General features: G+C 74.0%; 21 protein-coding genes. 9 read left to right on the top strand and 12 right to left on the bottom strand.

Annotation, left to right across the window (positions count from 1 at the left end; translation table 11 throughout):
* Positions 1-5: 5 nt before the first annotated feature.
* On the top strand, positions 6-1,613 hold the full coding sequence (locus AB0M18_RS22505; RefSeq protein WP_365760686.1) for a DUF4139 domain-containing protein: 1,608 nt from the start codon (positions 6-8) through the stop codon (positions 1,611-1,613).
* 18 nt (positions 1,614-1,631) lie between these two features.
* Here the strand turns inward: AB0M18_RS22505 and AB0M18_RS22510 are convergent, their stop codons facing one another.
* The 5 genes from AB0M18_RS22510 to AB0M18_RS22530 form a co-directional block, all read right to left on the bottom strand.
* Complete coding sequence (locus tag AB0M18_RS22510; protein ID WP_365760688.1) at positions 1,632-2,069, bottom strand: glutaredoxin domain-containing protein; 438 nt, start codon at positions 2,067-2,069, stop codon at positions 1,632-1,634.
* Between the two features lie 22 nt (positions 2,070-2,091).
* Entirely contained in the window at positions 2,092-3,183 is a 1,092-nt protein-coding gene (locus AB0M18_RS22515; RefSeq protein ID WP_365760690.1) for a chitinase, read from the bottom strand.
* 134 nt (positions 3,184-3,317) lie between these two features.
* Positions 3,318-3,800: a diadenosine tetraphosphate hydrolase gene (locus AB0M18_RS22520; RefSeq protein WP_365760692.1), complete on the bottom strand. Its 483-nt coding sequence runs from the start codon at positions 3,798-3,800 to the stop codon at positions 3,318-3,320.
* Between the two features lie 10 nt (positions 3,801-3,810).
* Positions 3,811-5,145 carry an MFS transporter gene (locus AB0M18_RS22525; RefSeq protein ID WP_365760693.1) on the bottom strand — a complete coding sequence of 445 codons (1,335 nt, stop codon included), beginning with the start codon at positions 5,143-5,145 and terminating at the stop codon, positions 3,811-3,813.
* The gene (locus AB0M18_RS22530; RefSeq protein WP_365760694.1) at positions 5,142-6,521 is read right to left on the bottom strand and encodes an MBL fold metallo-hydrolase; all 1,380 of its coding nucleotides are present in this window, start codon (positions 6,519-6,521) and stop codon (positions 5,142-5,144) included. Before AB0M18_RS22530 ends, AB0M18_RS22525 begins: the two co-directional genes overlap by 4 nt.
* A gap of 109 nt (positions 6,522-6,630) precedes the next feature.
* On the opposite strand from AB0M18_RS22530, the gene AB0M18_RS22535 reads away from it, so the two are divergent.
* The 3 genes from AB0M18_RS22535 to AB0M18_RS22545 all read left to right on the top strand — a co-directional run bounded on the left by AB0M18_RS22535 (position 6,631) and on the right by AB0M18_RS22545 (position 8,685).
* Complete coding sequence (locus AB0M18_RS22535) at positions 6,631-7,308, top strand: metalloregulator ArsR/SmtB family transcription factor (protein WP_365760696.1); 678 nt, start codon at positions 6,631-6,633, stop codon at positions 7,306-7,308.
* A 52-nt stretch (positions 7,309-7,360) separates the two neighbouring features.
* Entirely contained in the window at positions 7,361-8,026 is a 666-nt protein-coding gene (locus AB0M18_RS22540) for a class I SAM-dependent methyltransferase (RefSeq protein ID WP_365760698.1), read from the top strand.
* Positions 8,027-8,166: 140 nt separating this feature from the next.
* Positions 8,167-8,685, top strand: coding sequence for a DUF1801 domain-containing protein (locus tag AB0M18_RS22545; RefSeq protein WP_365760700.1), 519 nt, complete (start codon positions 8,167-8,169; stop codon positions 8,683-8,685).
* Positions 8,686-8,798: 113 nt separating this feature from the next.
* On the opposite strand, the gene AB0M18_RS22550 is transcribed toward AB0M18_RS22545, so the two are convergent.
* The gene (locus AB0M18_RS22550) at positions 8,799-9,125 is read right to left on the bottom strand and encodes a putative quinol monooxygenase (RefSeq protein ID WP_365760702.1); all 327 of its coding nucleotides are present in this window, start codon (positions 9,123-9,125) and stop codon (positions 8,799-8,801) included.
* 208 nt (positions 9,126-9,333) lie between these two features.
* Here AB0M18_RS22550 and AB0M18_RS22555 point away from each other — a divergent pair, with 208 nt between their 5' ends.
* Positions 9,334-10,524 carry a cytochrome P450 gene (locus AB0M18_RS22555; RefSeq protein WP_365760704.1) on the top strand — a complete coding sequence of 397 codons (1,191 nt, stop codon included), beginning with the start codon at positions 9,334-9,336 and terminating at the stop codon, positions 10,522-10,524.
* Between the two features lie 14 nt (positions 10,525-10,538).
* Entirely contained in the window at positions 10,539-10,751 is a 213-nt protein-coding gene (locus AB0M18_RS22560) for a ferredoxin (protein WP_365760705.1), read from the top strand.
* A 16-nt stretch (positions 10,752-10,767) separates the two neighbouring features.
* On the opposite strand, the gene AB0M18_RS22565 is transcribed toward AB0M18_RS22560, so the two are convergent.
* Entirely contained in the window at positions 10,768-11,961 is a 1,194-nt protein-coding gene (locus tag AB0M18_RS22565) for a M48 family metalloprotease (RefSeq protein WP_365760707.1), read from the bottom strand.
* Positions 11,962-12,291: 330 nt separating this feature from the next.
* On the bottom strand, positions 12,292-14,145 hold the full coding sequence (locus AB0M18_RS22570; RefSeq protein WP_365760709.1) for a S8 family serine peptidase: 1,854 nt from the start codon (positions 14,143-14,145) through the stop codon (positions 12,292-12,294).
* A gap of 255 nt (positions 14,146-14,400) precedes the next feature.
* On the opposite strand from AB0M18_RS22570, the gene AB0M18_RS22575 reads away from it, so the two are divergent.
* Positions 14,401-14,766: a YrdB family protein gene (locus AB0M18_RS22575; RefSeq protein WP_365760711.1), complete on the top strand. Its 366-nt coding sequence runs from the start codon at positions 14,401-14,403 to the stop codon at positions 14,764-14,766.
* 392 nt (positions 14,767-15,158) lie between these two features.
* On the opposite strand, the gene AB0M18_RS22580 is transcribed toward AB0M18_RS22575, so the two are convergent.
* Positions 15,159-15,821: a hypothetical protein gene (locus AB0M18_RS22580; RefSeq protein ID WP_365760713.1), complete on the bottom strand. Its 663-nt coding sequence runs from the start codon at positions 15,819-15,821 to the stop codon at positions 15,159-15,161.
* Positions 15,822-16,020: 199 nt separating this feature from the next.
* Positions 16,021-16,959, bottom strand: coding sequence for a dihydrodipicolinate synthase family protein (locus AB0M18_RS22585; protein WP_365760715.1), 939 nt, complete (start codon positions 16,957-16,959; stop codon positions 16,021-16,023).
* A gap of 72 nt (positions 16,960-17,031) precedes the next feature.
* Here AB0M18_RS22585 and AB0M18_RS22590 point away from each other — a divergent pair, with 72 nt between their 5' ends.
* Both AB0M18_RS22590 and AB0M18_RS22595 read left to right on the top strand, forming a co-directional pair.
* Positions 17,032-17,976, top strand: a complete 945-nt coding sequence (locus AB0M18_RS22590) for a LysR family transcriptional regulator (RefSeq protein ID WP_365760717.1) — start codon at positions 17,032-17,034, stop codon at positions 17,974-17,976.
* 67 nt (positions 17,977-18,043) lie between these two features.
* On the top strand, positions 18,044-18,973 hold the full coding sequence (locus AB0M18_RS22595) for a methyltransferase domain-containing protein (RefSeq protein WP_365760719.1): 930 nt from the start codon (positions 18,044-18,046) through the stop codon (positions 18,971-18,973).
* Here AB0M18_RS22595 and AB0M18_RS22600 read toward each other — a convergent pair.
* Positions 18,931-20,028, bottom strand: coding sequence for an aminoglycoside phosphotransferase family protein (locus AB0M18_RS22600; RefSeq protein ID WP_365760721.1), 1,098 nt, complete (start codon positions 20,026-20,028; stop codon positions 18,931-18,933). The two genes, AB0M18_RS22595 and AB0M18_RS22600, sit on opposite strands and share 43 nt — an antisense overlap.
* Positions 20,029-20,107: 79 nt before the next feature.
* Positions 20,108-20,527: a DUF5997 family protein gene (locus AB0M18_RS22605; RefSeq protein ID WP_365760723.1), complete on the bottom strand. Its 420-nt coding sequence runs from the start codon at positions 20,525-20,527 to the stop codon at positions 20,108-20,110.
* Positions 20,528-20,679 lie beyond the last annotated feature (152 nt).

Below are 20,679 nucleotides of genomic sequence, written 5' to 3' on the forward strand. Positions count from 1 at the left end.
CAGACATGACCACGACCTCGCACACGAACGCCCCGGCGGCCGCGGACACGCCGCCGATCGCCCTCCCCGTCACCGCCGTCACCTGTCTGGAGGACCGCGCCCACATCGAGCGCACCGCCCGGCTCTCGCTCGAAGCGGGGGTGCGGCGGCTGCGGCTCGGGCCGGTCAGCGCACTGGCCGTCGACCGTACGCTGCACGCCGAGTTGACGGCCGAACAGGCGGACGGGCCGCAGGGTGCGCTCGACGTCCTCGACGTGCGGATCGTCCGGGAGTGGACCCCGCGCGGACCGCGCCCGTCCGACGACGACTCGGCCCTGCGCCGGCGCGTCCACGCCCTCACCACCGAGCGGGCCGCGCTGGAACAGCGGCGGGACCGGCTGACGACCCGGCTCGACCTGCTCGGTCGGCTCGCCGCCGACCTGCTGCGGGAGATCGGCGAGGGCACGGGACACGGGGAGACCGACCCCGCGCGCTGGACCCGCGAACTGGACCGGATCGACGGCGAGCGGGACGCGTACGCCGAGCGGTTGCACACCGTCGGCGCGGAGCTGACCAGGGTCGGCGAGGAACTGGGCGCGGCCACGGAGGCGATGTACCGGGCCGAGGAGGAGCCGGCCGAGCTGGTCGGGCACATAGAGCTGACGGTGCGGGCCGCGGCGGCGGGCTCCGCGCGGCTGCGGGTCATCCATCTGACGCCGTGCGCGCTGTGGCGGCCGGCCTACCGGGCGGTGCTCGACGGGGAGTCGCTGACGCTGGAGAGCGACGCCGTGGTGTGGCAGCGCACCGGCGAGGACTGGACCGGCGTCCGGCTGACCCTGTCCACGGCGCGGACCGCGCAGGCGACCGAGCCGCCGAAGCTGGTCGAGGACCGGCTGACGCTGGTCGACCGTTCGGCGGCCGAGCGCCGCACGATCGACCTGGAGGTGCGCGAGGAGACGATCTCGGCGCTCGGGCCGCTGCCGGTGGTCGGGCTGCCGGGAGTCGACGACGGCGGCGAGACGCGGGTGCTGACCGCGCCGGCGCCGGTGGGCGTCCCGTCGGACGGGCGCGCGCATCGCGTACCGCTGAGCTCGTTCACGACGGCGGCGGCGACGGAGTACGCGTGCTCGCCGGAGCTGTCGCCGCTCGTCACGCAGCTGGTGCGGTTCGACAACCGTTCCGGGCACGCCCTGCTCACCGGTCCGGTCGACCTGGTCCGCGCGAGCGGCTTCAGCGGCCGGGGGACCCTCGACTTCACGGCGCCGGGCGCACCGGCGGAGCTGGCCTTCGGCAGTCAGGACGCCTACCGGGTGGTGCGGCGTGTCGAGGAGGCCCGGGACACCACCGCGCTCTCCCAGCGGACCGTCGTCTCGCGCACGGTGCGGGTGCATCTCTCCCGGCTCTCCGGCCCCGGGGAGGAGGACGAGCGGGTGGTGACGGTGCGCGAGCGGATACCGGTCTCGGAGGTGTCGGCGGTGCAGGTCCGGGTCCGCAAGGAGGCGTGTTCACCGCTGCCGGACGAGGTCGACGCGGACGGCATCGTCCGCTGGGACACGGCGCTGCCGCCGGGCGGGCGGCGCACGCTCACCCTCGCGTACGAGATCACGGCGAAGTCGAACACCAGCGGCCTGTAGGGCGGCCGGCCCGCCGCGTCACGCGCGGCGGGCCAGCTGCTCGCGCACCCAGGCGGGGCCCGGGTTCACATGGGGGCGGCCGTCGACGAAGACCGTGGGCACGGTCTCGTTGCCGTCGTTGACCGCCCGCACCGCCGCCGCGGCGTCGGCGTCGCGCCAGATGTCGACCCAGTACACACGCCGTGCGTCCCGCCCGAGCCCGAACCGCAGGCGGATGCAGTACCGGCACCCCGGCCGCCAGTACACGACCGGCCACCCGTCCTCGGCGCTGCGCCGTCGCGCCTCGTCGTGCCGCAGCGGTCGCGGGAAGACCAGCGGCGAGTGCGTCACGGCGATCATGAGGAACACCGCCAGGAGGACGCCGCCTTCGACGAGACTCCCCCGGATGAGCACGGGCGTGGCCACGAGCAGGCCGGCGAGCAGGAACAGGGTCGGCAGGGTCCAGGCGCGTGTCATGCTCACGAAGGTTACGTGAAGGTCAGCGGGACTGGAGGGACTTGACGTTGTCGCCGAAGGTCCAGTTCTTCGAGCCGTCCCAGTTGGCGGACCAGGTCATCAGGCCCTTCAGCTTTCCGGAGTAGCGGTTCCAGGCCTGGGCGACCAGGGACGGGGACATGTAGCCGCCGCCGGCGCCGGGCTGCGCGGGGAGGCCGGGGACCTGCTTGTCGTACGGGACGCGGATGGTGGTGCCCTGGATGACCAGGCCGCGGTCGAGGCAGTCGGTCTGGGCGACGAATCCGGCGACGGTGCCGGCCGAGTAGGAGTCGCCGGAGCAGCCATACATGCTGCCGTTGTAGTACTGCATGTTGAGCCACCACAGGCGCCCGTTGTCGGCGTACTTCTTCACGATCGGGAGGTAGGCGCCCCAGATCGAGCCGTAGACGATGCTGCCGCCGGTGACGTACGCCGTCTCGGGGGCCATGGTGAGGCCGAAGCCGGCAGGCATCCGGGCGAGGACGCCGTCGATGATGTGGATCAGGTTGGCCTGGGAGGCGGAGAGCGTGCCGATGCTGCCACTGCCGACGAGGCCGGTCTCGATGTCGATGTCGATGCCGTCGAAGTTGTTCGCCTTCAGGAGGGGCACGATGGTCTCGATGAAGCGGTCGGCGACGGCCCGCGAGCTCAGGTCGATGCCCGCGGCGGCGCCGCCGATCGACATGAGGACGGTCGCGCCGGCGGCCTTCGCGCGGCACATCTCGGCGGGGGTGGGGACGCGGACGGTGTTGTCCATGCCGTCCTCCCAGAGCACCGTGCCGTCGGAACGGATCACCGGGAAGGCGGCGTTGATGACGTTGTAGCCGTGCGCGGCGAAGCGCGGGTCGTCGATGGGCGCCCAGCCGAAGGGCGGGTGGACGCCGTTGGCGGCGCCGTCCCAGTTCTCCCAGTAGCCCTGGAGCACCTTTCCGGTGGGCTTCGGCTTGAGCGCGCAGGTCTCGGCCGTGACGGTGGCGGTCCTGGCGGGTGGGGCGCCGGCGCTCTCGGCCGCGGCGGGGGCCGCGAGCGCGGTGACGGCGGCGAGCAGGGTGGCGAGCCCCGCTCCGACGGCATGGACGATCCGGTGGCCTGTCATGCGTGCTCCCTGAGCTGTGGGGGGAAGGGCCTGAGCATGAGATGCGGTCCCCACGACCGTAGATTGGTCCAGACCAACCGTCAACACCCGTGCCACGCACGGCGTTTGACGACCCCTCCGCAGCCCCTTCCCTGTCACTCGGGCGGGGCCGGCCGGTCGAGCTCCCGCCCGATCTCCTCCCGCAGCGGGGTGTGTTCGGGGCCGAGCCGGTGCCGCTCGGCGGTCCAGTGGTCGCGCGGGTAGAGCCACACGGGTGCGTGGACGAGCTCGGCGGGCTCCCACGCGTACCGCGGCCAGACGTGGGCGTGCAGGAACGGGTCGCGGTTGCCCAGGATCTCCAGGTTGACCCGGCGGAAGGCGGGGTCGAGGCGTCGGCAGGCCCGCTCGACGGCCTCGGCGAGGCGGTCGAGGTCGGACAGGAAGGCGAGTCGCCTGGGTCGCGGCAGGTCGGAGAGGCGCTGGGCCTCCGGTTCGTCGGTGAGCAGGACCGCGTAGCCGGGCAGGAACTGGACGTCGCCGATCACGGCGAAGCCCGCGTCCAGACGTCGTAGGACCGTCGGATTCTCGCCGCGCAGTGCCGCTCCGATGCGGTCCGCGCGCCAGTCGGCAGGGTTCATGGGGGTGAACCTACCCGGCGCCCCGCTTCGGGCGGGGCTCGGTGATCCAGTGGGCGGCGAGCAGGCCGGAGGCGGCGGTGAGGGCGGCGGCGGCGATGACCGTGGCGTTCAGGCCGAGCGCGTCGGCGAGGAGGCCGGCGAGCAGCGCGCCGGCGGCGTAGCCGAGGTCGCGCCAGAAGCGGTAGGTGCCGAGCGCGTTGGCCCGCCAGGAGGGGTGTGCGTGGTCGGACACGGACGCCATCAGGGCCGGGTAGACGAGCGCGGTGCCGAGGCCGAGGGCGACGGCGGACAGGAGGCCGGCGAGAAGGGGGCGGTCGAGCAGGGCGAGGGCGAGGACGAAGCCGCCGGCCTGGACGAGCATGCCGGTGACGATGAGGGGCTTGCGGCCGATCCGGTCGGCGAGATGGCCGGTCGGAATCTGGCCGATGCCCCAGAGGATCGGGTAGAGGCCCTTGATGAGGCCGACGGCGGCCAGGCCGAGTCCGTGGTCGGTGAAGAGCAGCGGGAAGACGCCCCAGGTCAGGCCGTCGTTGAGGTTGTTGACCAGGCCGGCCTGGCTGGCGCCGCGCAGTGAGCGGTCGCGCCAGGAGGTGCGGGCGAAGGTGGCTGCGAGGCCGGTCTTCTCCTGGCCGGGGACCGGCTTGGAGTGCTGGGAGAGTTCGAGCGCGACATGGGCGGCGGTGTCGCGGACGACGAGGGAGAGACCGAGGCCCGCTACGACGAAGACGACGCCGATGAGTTCGGGGACCGGGCGCAGGCCGTGGCTGGTGGCCAGATAGCCGGTGAGCAGGGCGGTGGCGCCGACGGCGGTGTAGCCGGCGGCCTCGTTGAGGCCGGTGGCGAGGCCGCGGCGAGCCGGGCCGACCAGGTCGATCTTCATGTTGACGGTCATCGACCAGGTGAGGCCCTGGCTGAGGCCGAGCAGGACGTTCGCGGCGACGATCCAGCCCCAGGAGGGCGCCCAGGCGAGCGCGAAGGGGACGGGGACGCCGATCAGCCAGCCGGTGAGCAGCAGTTGCCGGCGACGGAAGCGGGCGGTCAGGGCGCCGGCGGCGAGGTTGGTGAGGGCCTTGGAGAGGCCGAAGGCGATGATGAAGGAGAAGACGGCCAGGTCGCTGGTGAGGCCGAAGACCTCGGTGCCGATGAGCGGGACGGTGGTGCGCTCCAGGCCGACGAGTCCGCCCACGGCGATGTTGACGAGGACGAGGAGTGTGAACTGCGGCCAGTTCTCGCGCAGGCCGAGACGGACGGGGGCGGTGGGCGCCGGGTCGGCGGCGGTCGGCCCGGTGGGGGCCTTCGCGGTGGCGGGCGTCGGGACGGGCGCCTCGGGGTTCGGGGTGGTCACGGGCGCGTTTCCTCCGTGCCCCGGACCAGACGCCGCTCGTGTGCGGCGGCGTACTGGCGGGGTCCGCCGTCGAGGACGGCGACGTCGGTGCGGCCGGCGCGTTCGAGCAGACTGGCGGCGGTCATGGCGCGTTCGCCGTGACCGCAGGCCACCAGCGCGCCGGCGGGGGCGTCGGCGGCCCGGGCGGTGAGCTCGCCGAGTTCGAGGGGGACGGCGCCCGGAACGTGTCCGGCGGTGAACTCGGCGATCTGCCGTACGTCGAGGTACGGGCGGTCGCCGGCCCGGTCGGCCGTGACGAACGGGGTGGTGGCCTGGGCGTTGCCGTCGCCCGCCCAGGCGGCCATGCCGCCCTGGAGCCGGCCGGCCAGCCGCTCGTAACCGATCTTGTACGCCTGCCGGACGAGCTCGTCGGCGTCCTGGTCGGGGTCGAGGACGAAGACGAGCGGGACGTCGTCGGGCAGCAGCCAGCCGAGCCAGGTGGCGAACTGGTCGCGCAGCGCTACGGACAGCGAGCCGGGGATGTGCCCGGCGGCGTACGCGGCGGCCGGGCGCGCGTCGACGACCTGGCCGCCCGTGGCGAGGAGTTCGCGGACCCGGCGGGCGTCGAGTTCGGGGAGCACGGGCTCGGCGGTGAGGACCGCGGGGCCGCGCCGGTTGTGCTCGGCGAGGCGGTCGAAGTACGCGGGGTAGCTGCCGAGGCTCGCGGTGAGCAGACGCACGAACGTGTCCTCGTCGCGGGCGGCGAGCAGCGGGTTGGCACGTTTCTCGGCGCCGACGGTGGAGGTGCGTTCGGTGCCGGGCGGGGCGGAGCAGAAGGATCCGGCGCCGTGGGTGGGCCAGACGGCGGTGGCCTCGGGCAGGGTCGCGAGGCGCCGCAGGGACCGGTACTGCGCGCGGGCGAGCGCATCGGCGCGGTCGGCGCCGAGGAGGTCGGTGCGGGCGGCGGAGTGCACGAGGAGCGATCCGCCGGTGAAGACGCCGAGGGCGCGGGCGCCGTCGAGGAGCAGGAAGGACAGATGCTCGTCGGTCTGCCCGGGGGTGGCGAGGGCGCGCAGGGTGAGCCCACCGAGGTCGACCTCGTCGCCGTCCGCGAGGCCGCGGTGCGGGAAGGCGCGGCGGCCGGCAGCGGAGGCGAGCACCGTGGCGCCGCTGTCGTGACCGAGCTGGACGGCGCCGGACAGGAAGTCCGCGTGCAGGTGCGTGTCCGCGGCGTACGCGACGGTGAGGCCGCGCCGGCGGGCGGCGGTGTGCAGGGCGCGCAGGTCGCGGGCGGCGTCGACGGCGAGGGCGCGGCCGTCGCCGAGGTCGACGAGATAGGCGCTGTTGCCAAGACCGGTGTCGACCAGAGGGATCAGATGGTCGTCGGCGAAGCCCATGGCGGTCCTCCGGGGAGCGGGCGGTGGCGGGGCGGGAAGGCCCTCGTGCACGGGGTGGCCGGGCTCCTCCCTCTCACCTACAATAATCCATGGAATCATGGAGGATGTCATGACGGAGACCACCCGGGCCGACTCGAAGGCGCGGCTCTACGAGGCGTTCGCGGCCAGCGGGAAGGCGCTGGCCAGCGGAAAACGCCTGGAGCTGCTCGATCTGCTCGCCCAGGGCGAACGCACCGTGGACGCGCTCGCCAAGGCCTCCGGGCTGAACCTGACCACCGCGTCGGCGCATCTGCAGACCCTCAAGCAGGCGGGCTTCGTCGTGACCCGCCGCGAGGGCGTGCGCATCCACTACCGGCTCGCCGGGGACGATGTCGCCCGGCTGTTCGCGCTGCTGCGCAAGGTCGCGGAGACCCACCAGGCCGCCGTGCCCCCCGCTCGCGACGCCTACCTGGGCGAGGACGCCGCCGACGGCCTCGACCGCGAGGAGCTGCGGGCCCGCGTCGCGGCCGGCGACGTGGTGGTGCTCGACGTGCGCCCGGCCGAGGAGTACCGGGCCGGACACATCCCGGGGGCGCTGTCCCTCCCGGTCGACGAGCTCGCCGGGCGCATCGACGAACTGCCCGACGGCATCGAGATCGTCGTGTACTGCCGCGGCGAGTACTGCGTGCTCGCCCACGACGCCGTCCGGCTCCTCGCCGACCGCGGCCGGCGCGCGATCCGGCTCGACGACGGCATGCTCGAATGGCGCCTCGCCGATCTGCCGGTCGCCGCGGGAGCGGACCGCTGACTGCGTCACCCCGGGCGGGACTATCGTGGGGTGACGGCAGAGGAGGGTGACCATGTCCGGACCGACCCGAGCGCCCGACCGTCCGCACCCGTTCTTCGCCCGCTTCTACGCCGCGGTCGCCGGTCCCGCCCTCGACAAGGCCGGAATCGCCGAGCACCGCCGACGGCTCCTCGCCGGTCTCACCGGCGAGGTCGTCGAGATCGGCGCCGGCAACGGTCTGAACTTCGCCCACTACCCGCCCGGCGTGCGCCGGGTCCTGGCCGTCGAGCCGGAGCCGCGGCTGCGCGACCTCGCCGAGGAGGCCGCCCGCACGGCGCCGGTACCGGTACAGGTGACGGCCGGGGTCGCCGAGGACCTGGCGGGGGTGGCGGACGCGTCGTACGACGCGGCCGTGGTCTGTCTGACGCTCTGCTCGGTGACGGATCCGCACGCCGCGCTGGCCGAGCTCCACCGCGTCCTGCGGCCCGGCGGGCAGCTGCGCTTCTTCGAGCACGTGCGCGCCGGAACTCCCGGGATGCGCCGGGTGCAACGCGTGCTCGACGCGACCGTCTGGCCGCTGCTCGTCGGCGGCTGCCACACCGGGCGCGACACGCGGGCGGACATCGAGGCGGCGGGGTTCGAGCTCACCTCGGTCGACACCTTCTCCTTCCCCGAGTCCAAGATCCCCTCCCCCGCTTCCACGCACATCCTGGGCACGGCCGAGCGCCTCCCCGCCTGACCGCCCATCCGTGCGGTGCGGAAGCCGATCAGTTTCGGAGAAGCCGGTGCGGCCGGCCCGTTCCTAGGATGGCAACGGGCCGAGGGACGCCGACCGAAGGACCTGGGCCGGGCCACAGTCGCACAGGGAGACGAGCAGTCATGACGGACGCGAAGAAGGCACAGAAGAAGGCCACCACGCCCACCCGGCGGACGAAGCCGACGGACCGGACGGACGCCGCGGCCGACGGCTTCACCGAGGAGGAGCGCAGCGCGATGAAGGAGCGCGCGAAGGAGCTCCGGGCCGCCTCGCGCGGTGGCTCCCGCGCGAGCAAGGCGGAGAAGGCCGCGGAGGCCGAGGCCGAGGTCGTGGCCAAGATCGCCGAACTGCCGGACGAGGACCGCGTCCTCGCCGAGCGGGTCCACGCGCTCGTCAAGGCCAACGCGCCGGAGCTCGCGCCGCGCCTCTGGTACGGGATGCCCGCCTATGCCAAGGACGGCAAGGTGCTGTGCTTCTTCCAGCCGGCGTCCAAGTTCAAGGCCCGCTACGCCACGCTCGGCTTCAACGACGTGGCCACCCTGGACGAGGGCGTGATGTGGCCGACCGCGTTCGCGCTGACCGGCCTCGACCCGGCGGTCGAGGACCGGATCGCCGCCCTCCTCAAGACCGCCGTCCACTGAGCTGCAGGCGCGACCAGCGGCGTCCCCCTCGCCGTCCGGCATGCCGATGCCGGGGAGCCATGCGGGGTGCCCGGCGAAGGACGGGCACCAGCCCGGGAGTTCGTGGCGCGGGATCAGGCCACGGGATCGGCGGCGATCTCGACGACCTGGACCGGCCCGGCCCGGAAGGCGGAGTTGGCCGTGGCGGCCGCGGTCATGTGCGGGGCGACGTCGTGCGCCGCCAGGGCCTCCCGCGAGGCCCAGTGTTCGACGAGCACGAAGCGGTCGGCGTCGCCCAACACCTGGTGAAGGTCGTACTGCAGGCAGCCCTCCTCCGCCCGTACGAGCGGGGCGAGTCGCTCGTAGGCCGCGATCTGGTCGCGACCGCGGCCGGGGAGCGTGGTGATGTGGACGTGCAGACGAACAGGCTGCGACCGGGGCTGCTGCGAAGGCTGTGACATGGGCAGGAGCCTAAGGCGGGAGCCGTCACGGGGAAACGGATTTCCACTCCCCGGACGGCACCGGGGATGGGAACGAGGACGCACGGCGGACGGACCCACCCGTTCCGGTGGTTTGGCCGAACTCCGCGTAGACCGAATAGATGCCTGAGGCATGTAGTGGTGAGGAAGAAGAGGAAGAACCTGACGATCGCCGTCTGCGAGGACCCCCATGGCCGAACTCGTGGCATTCCCCCAGGACCGCACCTGCCCCTACCACCCGCCCACCGCCTACGATCCACTGCGCGAGGAACGCCCGTTGTCCCGGGTCACCCTCTGGGACGGCAGGCGGGTCTGGCTCGTCTCCGGCCACCAGGCCGCCCGCGCGCTGCTCGCCGACCAGCGTCTGTCCACCGACTCGACGCGCCCGGACTTCCCGATCCCGGTCGAGCGCGCCGCGGCGGTGCGCAGGCGGCGACGTGCCGCGCTGCTCGGCTGGGACGACCCCGAACACAACACCCAGCGGCGGATGCTGATCCCGAGCTTCGCCGTACGCCGGATCGAGGGCATGCGGCCGCGCATCCAGGCCACCGTCGACCGGCTCGTCGACGCCATGGAGGCGGCGGGTCCGCCGGCCGAGCTGGTGGGCGCGTTCGCGCTGCCGGTGCCCTCGATCGTGATCTGCGACCTGCTCGGTGTGCCGTACGAGGACCACGCCTTCTTCGAGGAGCAGTCCCGGCGGCTGCTGCGCGGCCCGACGGGCGCCGACACGGAGGACGCCCTCGCCCGGCTGGAGGACTACCTCGGTGAGCTCGTCGACGGCAAGGTCCGCAAGCCGGGCGAGGGGGTGCTCGACGATCTGGTCGCCCGGCAGCTCCAGGACGGCGCGCCCGACCGCGCGGAGCTGATCCAGCTGGCGACGATCCTGCTGGTCGCCGGGCACGAGACCACCGCGAACATGATCTCTCTCGGCGTCTTCGCCCTCCTGCGGCACCCCGAGCGCCTCGCGGAACTGCGCGCCGATCCCGCGCTCCTGCCCGGCGCCGTCGAGGAGTTGCTGCGCTTCCTGTCGATCGCGGACGGGATGCTGCGGGTGGCGCGCGAGGACGTCGAGGTCGACGGGGCGGTGATCCGCGCCGGCGAGGGCGTGGTCTTCTCGACCTCCCTCATCAACCGCGACACCACCGCCTACCCGGATCCGGACACCCTCAACTGGGACCGCTCGGCGCGCCACCACCTCGCGTTCGGCTACGGCATCCACCAGTGCCTCGGCCAGAACCTGGCCCGCGCGGAGCTGGAGATCGCGCTCGGCACGCTGCTGCGGCGGCTGCCGGGGCTGCGGCTCGCCGCGCCGGCCGACGAGATCCCGTTCAAGCCGGGAGACACCATCCAGGGGATGCTCGAACTCCCGGTCACCTGGTGAAGGGAGCCCGCCCGATGCGCATCACCATCGACACGGACGTCTGTATCGGCGCCGGCCAGTGCGCCCTCGTCTCCCCCGACGTCTTCACCCAGGACGACGACGGCTTCGGCGCCGTCCTCCCCGGACGGGAGACGGTCGAGCCCGGCGGGGGCGGCCCGCTGATCCGCGAGGCCGCCCGCGCCTGCCCGGTCCGCGCGATCACGGTGACGGACGCCGCGCCGGCGTAGCGCGACCGGCGCCCGGTCAGACCTCGCCGTCGCGCAGGACCAGGGCCGCCACCTTGTGGGCCGGCGCCGCCAGTTCGGCGTCCAGGGCGGCGGCGCGGTCCGGGGCGAGGGCGAGTGCGGGCGGGCGCGGCTCGCCGCGCTCGAGGTTGCGGATGCGCAGGTGCGTGGGCGGATGGGTGGAGTCGACGCAGTGGCCGCGGAGTTCGGCGACGCGGCGCAGCCGCTCGTACTCGCGCTCCGGTACGGTCCGGACCTCGGCGGCAACCCGCTCCCACAGCCCCTCGGCCTGGACCTCGCGGCGGGTCCGGCCGCCGACCCGGGTGCGGGCCCCGACGACCTCGCGCCGCAGGGCCGAGTCGATGCTCCGCGAGACGAACTGACGCTGCAGGACCGCGACGGCGGCGGCGTGGCCCGCGGTATGGGCGGCGGCGCCGTCGGCGAGGTACTCGGCGCGCTGGGTGGCGCGCAGGGTCGCCCCGTCCAGGAGGACGGTGAGGCCGTGCACGGCCCAGCGCGGCAGTGCGGTGAGCACGTTGATGAAGGTGTCCGACAGGGTGTCGCCGTCGTCGCTCCGCGCGAGCATGTAGCGCCAGGTGTCGAGCGATCCCAGGGCACTGCCGACGAGGAAGCCGTGGCGGGTGTCGCCGTGGGCGTAGTGCCCGATCTCATGGCCGAGCAGCGCGATCCGCTCCTGCGGGTCCAGGGTGGCCCACAGCGGCATGCCGAGGACGAGGACGCGGCGTCGGCGGATGCCGTACGCGCCGACGGAGGCGTTCACGCTCGCGTCGAGGACGACGAGGTCGACGCCCCGGGTGCCGACTCCCGCGCCGATCTCGTCGATGAGCGCGAAGAGCCGGGGTGCGTCGGCGCGTTCCAGGAAGGGCAGTTCGGAGAGCTCCTTCCGGGCCCGGCCGAAACGGGGGCGGAGGACGAAGGCGAGGGCGAGGAGCAGTCCGCCGACCGCGGGCTGGAGGCCCTCGCCCCAGCGGGCGACGAGCAGCCACAGGCCGAGGACGGCCAGTCCCACGGTGAGGCCGTGCACGGTCAGGGCCAGGACGGTCGCGAGGAGGGCGGCGCCGCCGGTGCGGTGCGAGGCGGCGGGCCCGTCCGCCCCCGGGGCGGCCAGGTCCGCGAAGAGCTGCTCTCCGTACCGGTGCGCGAGGGTCCGGCGCAGCCGCTCGATGCGGTCGGGCTCGGGCTCGTCGGGCACGGCGTCATCGGGGCACACGTTCCAGCCACAGGCGGTGCACCACGCGACGAACCGAGGGTCTGCGGGGACCCGTGCGCCGCAGTCGGGACAGTCGCGCTCGGCCGGTCCGGCGGCCGCCGGACCCGCAGCGGTGACCGTGCCTGTGGCCGCACCCGTACCCGTACCCGCACCCGCACCCGCACCGGTGCTCGTCGGTCTGTCTGATGTGTCCTTCGTCATCCCCACCCCTTGTGATCACGCATGTGGGAGGGGACCTTACCGGCCACGTGCCGAGCCCCCGGAAGCGGCCTCCCGGGGGCTCGGTGTCTCGGGTCCCGCGTGGCGCGGGGACTAGAAGGTCAGGTTCCAGGCGTCGATGCGGCCCGTGTCCTGGCTCGCGATGTCCTGGACGCGCAGCTTCCAGGTGCCGTTCGCCGTCTCGGCGGAGGCGTCGACGGTGTAGGTCTTGGCGACGTTGTCCGTGCTGTCGCTGTTGGTGAAGTCCTCGAGGAGGTAGACGGTGCCGTCCGGGGCGACGAGGGAGATCACCAGGTCACCGCGGTAGGTGTGCTTGATGTCGACACCGACCTTGAGGGTCGCGGGGGCGTTGCCGGTGACGCCGGAGACCGTGATCGGGCTCTCGACGGTGGCGTTGTCGGCGATGGTGACGTCGGTGAGGTTCTCGAAGTACGGGCCGGTGGGCGGCGGGGTCGTTCCCGCGACCGCCTTCAGCGCGTCGACCTGGCCCTCGCCGAAGAAGCCGTTCTTGGTCGCGGTGCCGGTGCAACGGCTGTCGGACGGGCAGGCCTTGTCGGTGGCCTGGGTCGCGAGGGCGTTGCGGATGTCGGCCGGGGTGAAGCCCGGGTTGGCGCTCGCGATGAGCGCGGCGACGCCGGTGACGTGCGGGGACGCCATGGACGTACCGCTCTTCGAGCCGTACTTGCCGCCGGGCAGCGTCGAGTAGACGCCGGTGGATCCGTCGCCGCCGGGGGCGGCGATGTCGATGACGCCGTTGCCGAAGTTGGAGTACGAGGCCTTGGCGCCGCCGCTGGCCTGCGCGGAGACGGTCACGACGCCGGGGAGCTCGGTGGGGATGTCGATGCAGGCGTTGGTGAGGGTGCGGGTGACCGGGGTGGAGTCGTTGGGGCTCTCGCTGTCGGTCGTCTTGTTGGCCAGGTCGTAGTTGGAGTTGCCGGCCGCGGCGACCTGGAGGGAGCCCTTGGACTCGGCGTAGGCCTGGGCGCGGCGGACGCCCTCGATGATGGCGGCCTGGTCCACGTTGTCCGGGCAGTTGAACTGCCACGGGTCCGTGAAATAGCTGTTGTTGGTGACCTTGAAGCCGTGGTCGCCGGCCCACATGAAGCCGCAGACGGTGTTCTCGGCGAAGAACAGGGTGCTGGTGGGCTCGGCGATGCGCACGGAGGCGATCTTGACGCCGGGTGCGACGCCGATGACGCCCTTGCCGTTCTTCGCGGCCGCGATGGAGCCGGCGACGTGCGTGCCGTGGGTGTCGACGTCGCGCCAGGCGCCGGCGCGGGCGTCGGCCTTGCCGTAGGCGCAGGAGACGGAGTCGGCGGCGTCGAAGTTGGGCGCGATGTCCTGGTGCTGGTCGTCGACGCCGGTGTCGAGGACGCCGACCTTGACGGCGGCGGAGCCGGTGGTGACGGCCCAGGCCTGGTCGGCCTTGATCTGCGTCATGTCCCAGCGGTTCGACTCGGTGAGCGTCGTCGTGGACTGGGCGGGGTTGGCGGGCAGCGCCGGGTTGTAGGCGTCGGCGGGCACGTCGGAGGTACGGGTCGCGCCGACCTGCTGCACGCCGGCGACGCCGCGGAGGGTGGTGGCGAAGGAGGCGGAGGTCGAGTGGGCGACGACGACGCCGATGGCGTCGTAGGCGGCGAAGACGGTGCCGCCGTTGGTGGTGACGGCCGAGCGTACGGCGGTGGTGTCACCGGGCGTCGTGATGACGAGGTACGCGCGGGTGCCGGCGGCCCAGGCGGCCGCGGCGGTCTGGGCGGCGGCCGTCCGAGGGGCCGCCCGGAAGGTCTCGGTCTTCGCCGATTCCTTGGTGGTGGTGGCCGCGGTCCGGTCCTGGGCGCCCAGGGGCTGGACGTCGGCCTGCGCCGGAGCGGCGATGGCGACGGTGGTGCCGACGACGGCGGCGACCGCGAGCGGGAGTCTCAGCCGGCTCGATATGTGGGAAAACAATGCGTCCTCCGATGGCCCGGTGGCGCGGGTGGCGCCGGCCGGGCCCTGTGATGTGTGGGGTGGACGCAAGATCCCAGGTCAGCGGGAGCGGAGGGAAGGATTCTGCCCGCCATATCCCTTTCCGTTACCCATTGTTGATCTGACGGAACGCCATGTCAGGGGCGTACGGGGGCTGTTGGGGCATTCCTGCGGTATGTGCACCGGTCTCCGGAAAACCCTTCGGCGGTCGGCCGATCACGGCGCAGAATGACCGCCATGCGGCTTCCCACTCCCCTGCACGTCCTCAACGAGGGCCTCGCCTTCCTCCTGGAGCCGGCGGCCCTGGCCGTCCTCGCGTGGTGGGGCTGGGCGAGCGCCGATCCCGTCGCCCTCCGCCTCCTCCTCGCCGTCGCCGCCCCCGCGGCCGCCGCCGTCCTGTGGGGCCTCTTCGCCGCCCCGAGGGCCCGCGTCCCGGTCCCCCTCCCGGCCGTCCTCGCCGTCAAGGCCCTCGTCTTCGGCGCGGCCACGCTCGCGCTCGTCGCCTCGGACCGCCCTGCCTGGGGGATCGCCTTCGGCGCGGTGGCGGTGGTGAACACGGCCCTGGCGACGGCGGACCGCCGGGCGGCGATGCACCGGACCTGAGGACCGGGAAGGAGGCCGAAGCCCGGCTCAGTCGTTCCAGAGCACCACGGCGTGCCCGGCGGCCGCGGCAGCGTGGAAGTACCGCTGGAGGGACCCGAACACGTCTCGCGCCCAGGCCATCGGCCCTGGGCGAACACGGCGAGCGCCCGGGACATGGAGGAAGAGAGGCACGGAGACGGCTCCGGAGACGAGTCGTGGACGAGGGACTTCTCGGTCCGGTCACTCGGGGCACGGGGCGGCGCGGCGGGGCCGGGACCTCTGCGGTTCCGGCTCAGCGGTCGGTGCGCCGCCGGAGTCGAACGACCGGCGGCCCGGTTCTGTCCGACTCGGGGCTCGCCACCCGGCTGACGCCGGCCGGGGTGCCTCTCTTCCTCACTCCGTTTTCGCCGCCGTCAGGCCTTGGCGGCGCAGATCACGTCGTACGGGCGCCCGATCGCGAGGGTGAGCCGCATGGGCTCGGTCGTGCCGGAGGGGCAGGACTTCGCGTCCTTCACGAGGTCGAGCACCTTGTAGCCGCTGCCGGCCGCGGAGGTACAGGGGATCTCCTGGGCGGTGTCCGTGATGCAGTCGCCCTTCACGAGCTGGCCGCCGCCGGCGCCCGCGTCGCCGGGGTGGCTCGCCGAGAGGTTGCGTCCGCAGACCGTCTTGCTGGGGAGGCCTCCGCCCTTGTTGCCGCCGGAGCCGAAGGTGATCTTGACCTGGATGATGAGGTCGGTACCGGCCGGGCACTGGATGGCGTCCGGGAGGATGCTCGCCTCCATGACGGCGAGCGCCTTGAAGGTGGCGCCGGAGTCGCCGCAGTCCACGGCGCGGTAGCCGTCGGGCCGGTCGTCGGGGTCGGGGCCGCCGCAGTCGCCGACGTTCCAGGAGGCTTCCTTGTCCCCGGAGCCGCCCGCCGAGGAGGAAGAGGACGAGGACGAGGACGAGCCCTGGTCGTCGAAGACCTTGGAGGCGCCGTAGGCGAGGCCGAGGATCACGGCGAGGATCAGCAGCGCGGGCAGACAGCCGCCCTGCCTCCGGGCCGGTGGCGGCGGGGTCGGGCTGGGCATGGCCATGGAGGCTCCTCCTGGTTCGGGGTGGTGCCGAGGCGTGGGTGACGGGCCTCGTGGGGACGGGGCGCCGGAACGGCCCACGGGGAGGGGCCGTCACGGCGATCCGTCACGCTTCCCCCGGGCGCCCCCGGCGCATCCACGGGGACGCGCGGTGTACATGCCATGGTTCCGCTTCGCGGACCCCGAGTGCCCGGCCCGCCCGTCACACCGGTTCGGCGAGTTCGGCGAGTTCGGCCAGGGCCGCCGTCACCGCCTTCACCGACGCCTCCGAGGCGGGGAGCAGCGGAAGGCGTACGTCGGGGGTGGGGATGCGGCCCTGGTCGTGGAGGACGGCCTTCACGACGGCGGGGTTGGGCTCGGCGAACAGGTGACTGGAGAGACGGGCGAGGCGGTGGCCGAGGGTGCGGGCGCGGGGGATGTCGCCGGTGCGCCAGGCGTCGGCGAGGGCCGCGAAGCGGTCGGTGGCCAGATGGGCGGAGGCGAGAATGCCGCCGGTGGCGCCGAGGGCGAGCAGCGGAGAGACGAAGGTGTCGTCGCCCGCGAGGACGGCGAAGTCGTCGGGGAGGTCGCCCAGGAGGGCGACGGTGTCCTGGTCGATGCCGCCGACGGCGTACTTGACGCCGATGACGCCGGGGAGCGCGCCGAGGGCACGGAGGGTGGTGGCGTCGAGGGACCGGCCGGTGCGGTACGGGATGTGGTAGACGATCAGCGGTACGGGGCTTTCGGCGGCGAGCCGTTCGAAGTGGGCGAGCACGCCGTCGGGCGAGGGGCGTACGAAGGCGGGGACGGTGACGAGGGCGGCGGCGATCTCGGGCCGGCCGCCCAGTCCGGCGAGTTCCCGCGCGGCCGCCGCGGTGGCGCCGCTGCCCGCTCCGACGATCAGCGGGGCGCCGCGCCGGCGGCAGACCCGCGCGCAGGTGTCGATGACGGCGGCGCGTTCCGCGGGGTCGAGGGCACCGACCTCGCCGGTGGTGCCGAGCGCGACGATCCCGGCGGCCCCGCCGTCGAGGACGGAGTGCGCGAGGGCGTCGAGCGCGTCGAGGTCGGGGCGCCCGTCGGCGCCGAAGGGAGTGATGAGGGGGACGTGGATGCCGTGCGGAGTGAAGTCCTGTGCCGTGTCTTCTGCCATGTCTTCAGCCATGCCTTCGAGGGTGACGGGCGCCGAACCCTCAGGTCCAGTTCGCTTTTCCGATGGGAACCGTAAGCTGAGCTGATGCTCGATGTACGACGTCTGCGCCTGCTGCGCGAACTGGCCCTGCGCGGCACCATCGCCGCCGTGGCGGAGGCCCTGTCCTTCACTCCCTCGGCGGTGTCCCAGCAGCTCGCGACCCTGGAGCGGGAGGCCGGGGTGCCGTTGCTCGAACGCTCCGGGCGCGGGGTACGGCTCACGCCCGCCGGCGAGAACCTCGTACGGCACGCCGAGGCGGTGCTCGAACGCCTGGAGCGGGCGGCGGCGGAACTGGCCGAGGCCCGGCACGGTCCGGCGGGCCCGCTGCGGATCGGAGCCTTCCCGACCGCGTCCCGGTCGATCGTGCCGGCGGCGCTCGCCCGCCTGGCGGCCCGCCACCCGGCCCTGGAACCGATGGTCTCGGAGACCGATCCGGCGGGCGCGGCGCACGCCTTGCGCGCCGGGGACCTGGACGTGGTCCTCGTCCACGACTACGACCTGGTGCCCGCGCCGCTGGAGCCCGGTCTCGCGGCGGTGCCCCTGTGCGAGGAGGACATGTATCTGGCGTCCCCCTCCCCCGCGCCCGAGGGGGTCGAGGGGCTCGCGGTGCTCGCGTTCCGGCGGGACGCGCCGTGGATCATGCCGGGGCCCGACACGCTGTGCCGGGCGGTGACCGAACAGATGTGCCGGGCCGCCGGGTTCGTGCCCCGGGTACGACATCAGGTGGACGAGTTCGCGACCGTCCTTGCCTTCGTGGCGGCCGGTCAGGGCATGGCGGTGGTCCCGCAGTTGGGAGCGGCGGACCCGCCGCCCGGGGTGTGCCTGACCTCGTTGCCGGTACGCCGCAGGACCCGGATCGCCTTCCGCAGCGGCGCCGGACCGCACCCGGCGGTGGCCGCGCTCACCCTGGCGCTCCGCGAGTCCGTGCCGGAGCGGCTCGGCACCCCGCGCCGGCCGAACGGCGAGAGGGGGCCGGTCCCGGCGCCGTAACGTAGTCCCGGATTCCGCCGTTCCGGACACGCAGACCGGCGGAGACGGCCGGAGGGGAGCGGGACCGATGACGGAACGGGACGGGGACGCGGAGGCGTTCGACACGGGGGCCGAGGCGTGGCGGGAGTGGCAGGAGGAGCCGTGGGGGCGGCTGCGGTACGCCGTGGCCGAGGCGAACCTCGCCCGCCATCTGCCGGCGGCGGTGCCCCTCACCGTACGGCCGGAAGCGGAACCCGAAGCGGGAGCAGCACCGGAAGCGGCACCGGCCGGCGGGGCGCTGCGGGTGCTCGACCTCGGCGGCGGCGACGGTGGGGACGCGCTGGGGCTGGCCGCGCGCGGCCATCACGTCACGCTCGTCGACTACGCGCCCGCCATGCTGGCGACCGCCGCGCGCCGGGCCGTCCGGGCGGGGCTCGGCGACCGGATCACGTGCGTGGCGGCGGATGTCACCGCACTGCCCGGCACGCTGGCGTGCGGCGGCTTCGATCTCGTCCTGCTGCACGGCGTGCTGCCGTACGCCTGCGACACCGCCGGCACCCTCGGGGTGGCGCTCGGAGCGGCCCGGGAGGGCGGGCTCGTGTCGGTGATCGCCATGAACCGGCACTCCGAGCCGCTGCGCGCGGCCGTACGCACGATGGACCCGGACGGTGTGCTCGCGGCGCTCGACGCCGAGACCGTGCACACCGACCTCTTCGACGCGGAGCTGCGGCTGCACACGGAGGAGGAGCTGGACGGCGCGCTGCGGGAGCTCGGCTGCGCCGAGGTGCACCCGTACGGGATCCGGGTGTTCTGCGACTACATCCCGGACGACGCCGTCAAGTTCGACCCCGCCTACTACGCCCGTCTCGAACGCCTGGAGATCGCGACCGCCGGCCGCGCGCCCTACCGGCACACCGCCCGGCTGCTGCACCTCGTGGCCGTCAAGAGGGCGAGCGGGGACGGCGCGGCGGGCGGTCAGAGCAGGTCGGGGTCGGCGAACAGCGCCTCGACCCAGTAGGCGCTCGCCTCGTGGCAGTCTGCGGCCGGGGTGCCGGGAAAGAGCCGGAACCAGGACACGGCGCGCGAGAGCGCGGCCAGCCGGACGGCGAGGGTCGCGGCGCGCCGCAGCTCCGGCAGCGGCATCCCGAGCCCGGTCCAGGGCTCCAGATAGGCGTCGCGGACGGCGGTGACGGACTCGGGGCCGTACCGCTCGCGCACGTCCCTCGCCGGCACGAGGAGGCTGGCGAAGGGGTGGGCGACGTTGGCGTCGCCCCAGTCGAAGAAGGTGAAGCGGCCGGGAGCGGGGGTCAGGACCTGGCCGTCGTGGAGGTCGGCGTGGTCGAGCGAGTCGGGGATGCCGGAGGTGTCGAGCTCGGCGCACCAGTCGAGCAGCCGCGGCCGCCCGGCGCGCAGGGCGCGGCGGGCGTCGGGGGCGAGGGTGGGGTTGGTCTCGACGAGGCCGTCGAAGATCTCCGGCAGGTCGGCGGTACGGGCGCCGGGCACGCCGAGCTCCGTCATGCGGTCGGCGTACGGGGTGAGGGCGCGCTGCATCCGCGCGTACCGGCCGACCGCCGTGAGCCAGTCGGCCCGCCCGGCCTCGCCCCGGTCGAGGGCGCCGCGCAGCAGCGGGCCGCCGTCCGGCCAGAGTGCCCAGCCGCGTGCGGCGTCGACGGCGAGCGGGATCATCACGTGCTCGGGCACCCAGGCGGCGAGCGCGCCGCCGAGGGCGGCCTCGAAGCCCGCGGCCGGGGCGCTCGCCTTGAACCAGACGGCGTCGCGCTCGCCCGGGCCGGTGCGGAAGCGGACCAGGACGGACCAGGGGCGGATGCGGGCCTCGCGCGGGCCGGTCTCGGTCAGCCCGTGCCGGGCGAGGTGTTCCTCCGCCCAGCCGAGCGCGTCGGCGCGCCAGCCGGGCCGCTCCCAGGGCGTGACCGCGTCGGCGAACCGGCCGCGGTCGACGGTGGTCGGCCGGGCCGTCCCGGCGGCGGCCCCGGCGCCGGGGCCGGTCCCTGTCCCGGTCCCTGATCCGGCCGCTGTCTCCCGCTTCGTCCTGGCCTGCGTGTCCCTGCGCATCCGGCGATTGCACCACCGGCGCGCGGGCTGGTGCACCCGGTTTTCGCGCCGGCCCGGGACCGGACGCGGCGGGTCGGTGTCAGTCGCGGTCGGCGGCGCGGGCGGCCTTCCCGGCCCGCTCGGCCTTCTCGGCGCGCATCTCCTTGATGCGGACGTTGTCCTTGCGGACCTCGGCCTGGGTGGCGCGCTCCTTCTGGAGCCACTCCGGGTTCTCGGCCTTCAGGGCCTCGATCTGCTCGGTGGTGAGGGCCTCCGTGATGCCGCCGCGGGCCAGGCCGGAGATGGAGATGCCCAGCTTGGCCGCCACGACGGGGCGGGGGTGCGGGCCGTCGCGGCGCAGGTCGCGCAGCCACTCCGGCGGGTCGGTCTGGAGGGCGTTCAGCTCGGCGCGGGTGACGGAACCCTCGCGGAAATCGGCGGGGGTGGCGTCGAGGTAGACGCCCAGCTTCTTCGCCGCGGTGGCGGGCTTCATGGTCTGGGCGTTCTGGTGCTGCGTCATGCCGACAAGAATATCGGGCAGGTGCGCGGCCGCCGACCACGGCCGGTAATCTGGCCTGGTGACAGGCTCGGACGCATCCCTCGCCCCCGTTCCCGCACCGGCCCAGGAGCCCGACGGCGCCCCGGAGCCGGTCGAGGCCCTCGCGCCCGAGG

The sequence above is a fragment of the Streptomyces sp. NPDC051909 genome (assembly GCF_040681095.1).
GTDB lineage: Bacteria > Actinomycetota > Actinomycetes > Streptomycetales > Streptomycetaceae > Streptomyces.

Bases quoted from the DNA above. Each gene is read 5' to 3' on its own strand.
- AB0M18_RS22535 (WP_365760696.1), top strand. From the start codon at position 6,631: ATGACGGAGACCACCCGGGCCGACTCGAAGGCGCGGCTCTACGAGGCG.
- AB0M18_RS22515 (WP_365760690.1), bottom strand. From the start codon at position 3,183: ATGACAGGCCACCGGATCGTCCATGCCGTCGGAGCGGGGCTCGCCACC.
- AB0M18_RS22530 (WP_365760694.1), bottom strand. From the start codon at position 6,521: ATGGGCTTCGCCGACGACCATCTGATCCCTCTGGTCGACACCGGTCTT.
- AB0M18_RS22550 (WP_365760702.1), bottom strand. From the start codon at position 9,125: ATGTCACAGCCTTCGCAGCAGCCCCGGTCGCAGCCTGTTCGTCTGCAC.
- AB0M18_RS22510 (WP_365760688.1), bottom strand. From the start codon at position 2,069: ATGACACGCGCCTGGACCCTGCCGACCCTGTTCCTGCTCGCCGGCCTG.
- AB0M18_RS22595 (WP_365760719.1), top strand. From the start codon at position 18,044: ATGACGGAACGGGACGGGGACGCGGAGGCGTTCGACACGGGGGCCGAG.
- AB0M18_RS22505 (WP_365760686.1), top strand. From the start codon at position 6: ATGACCACGACCTCGCACACGAACGCCCCGGCGGCCGCGGACACGCCG.
- AB0M18_RS22560 (WP_365760705.1), top strand. From the start codon at position 10,539: ATGCGCATCACCATCGACACGGACGTCTGTATCGGCGCCGGCCAGTGC.
- AB0M18_RS22545 (WP_365760700.1), top strand. From the start codon at position 8,167: ATGACGGACGCGAAGAAGGCACAGAAGAAGGCCACCACGCCCACCCGG.
- AB0M18_RS22605 (WP_365760723.1), bottom strand. From the start codon at position 20,527: ATGACGCAGCACCAGAACGCCCAGACCATGAAGCCCGCCACCGCGGCG.
- AB0M18_RS22590 (WP_365760717.1), top strand. From the start codon at position 17,032: ATGCTCGATGTACGACGTCTGCGCCTGCTGCGCGAACTGGCCCTGCGC.
- AB0M18_RS22520 (WP_365760692.1), bottom strand. From the start codon at position 3,800: ATGAACCCTGCCGACTGGCGCGCGGACCGCATCGGAGCGGCACTGCGC.
- AB0M18_RS22580 (WP_365760713.1), bottom strand. From the start codon at position 15,821: ATGGCCATGCCCAGCCCGACCCCGCCGCCACCGGCCCGGAGGCAGGGC.
- AB0M18_RS22555 (WP_365760704.1), top strand. From the start codon at position 9,334: ATGGCCGAACTCGTGGCATTCCCCCAGGACCGCACCTGCCCCTACCAC.
- AB0M18_RS22575 (WP_365760711.1), top strand. From the start codon at position 14,401: ATGCGGCTTCCCACTCCCCTGCACGTCCTCAACGAGGGCCTCGCCTTC.
- AB0M18_RS22600 (WP_365760721.1), bottom strand. From the start codon at position 20,028: ATGCGCAGGGACACGCAGGCCAGGACGAAGCGGGAGACAGCGGCCGGA.
- AB0M18_RS22585 (WP_365760715.1), bottom strand. From the start codon at position 16,959: ATGGCTGAAGACATGGCAGAAGACACGGCACAGGACTTCACTCCGCAC.
- AB0M18_RS22540 (WP_365760698.1), top strand. From the start codon at position 7,361: ATGTCCGGACCGACCCGAGCGCCCGACCGTCCGCACCCGTTCTTCGCC.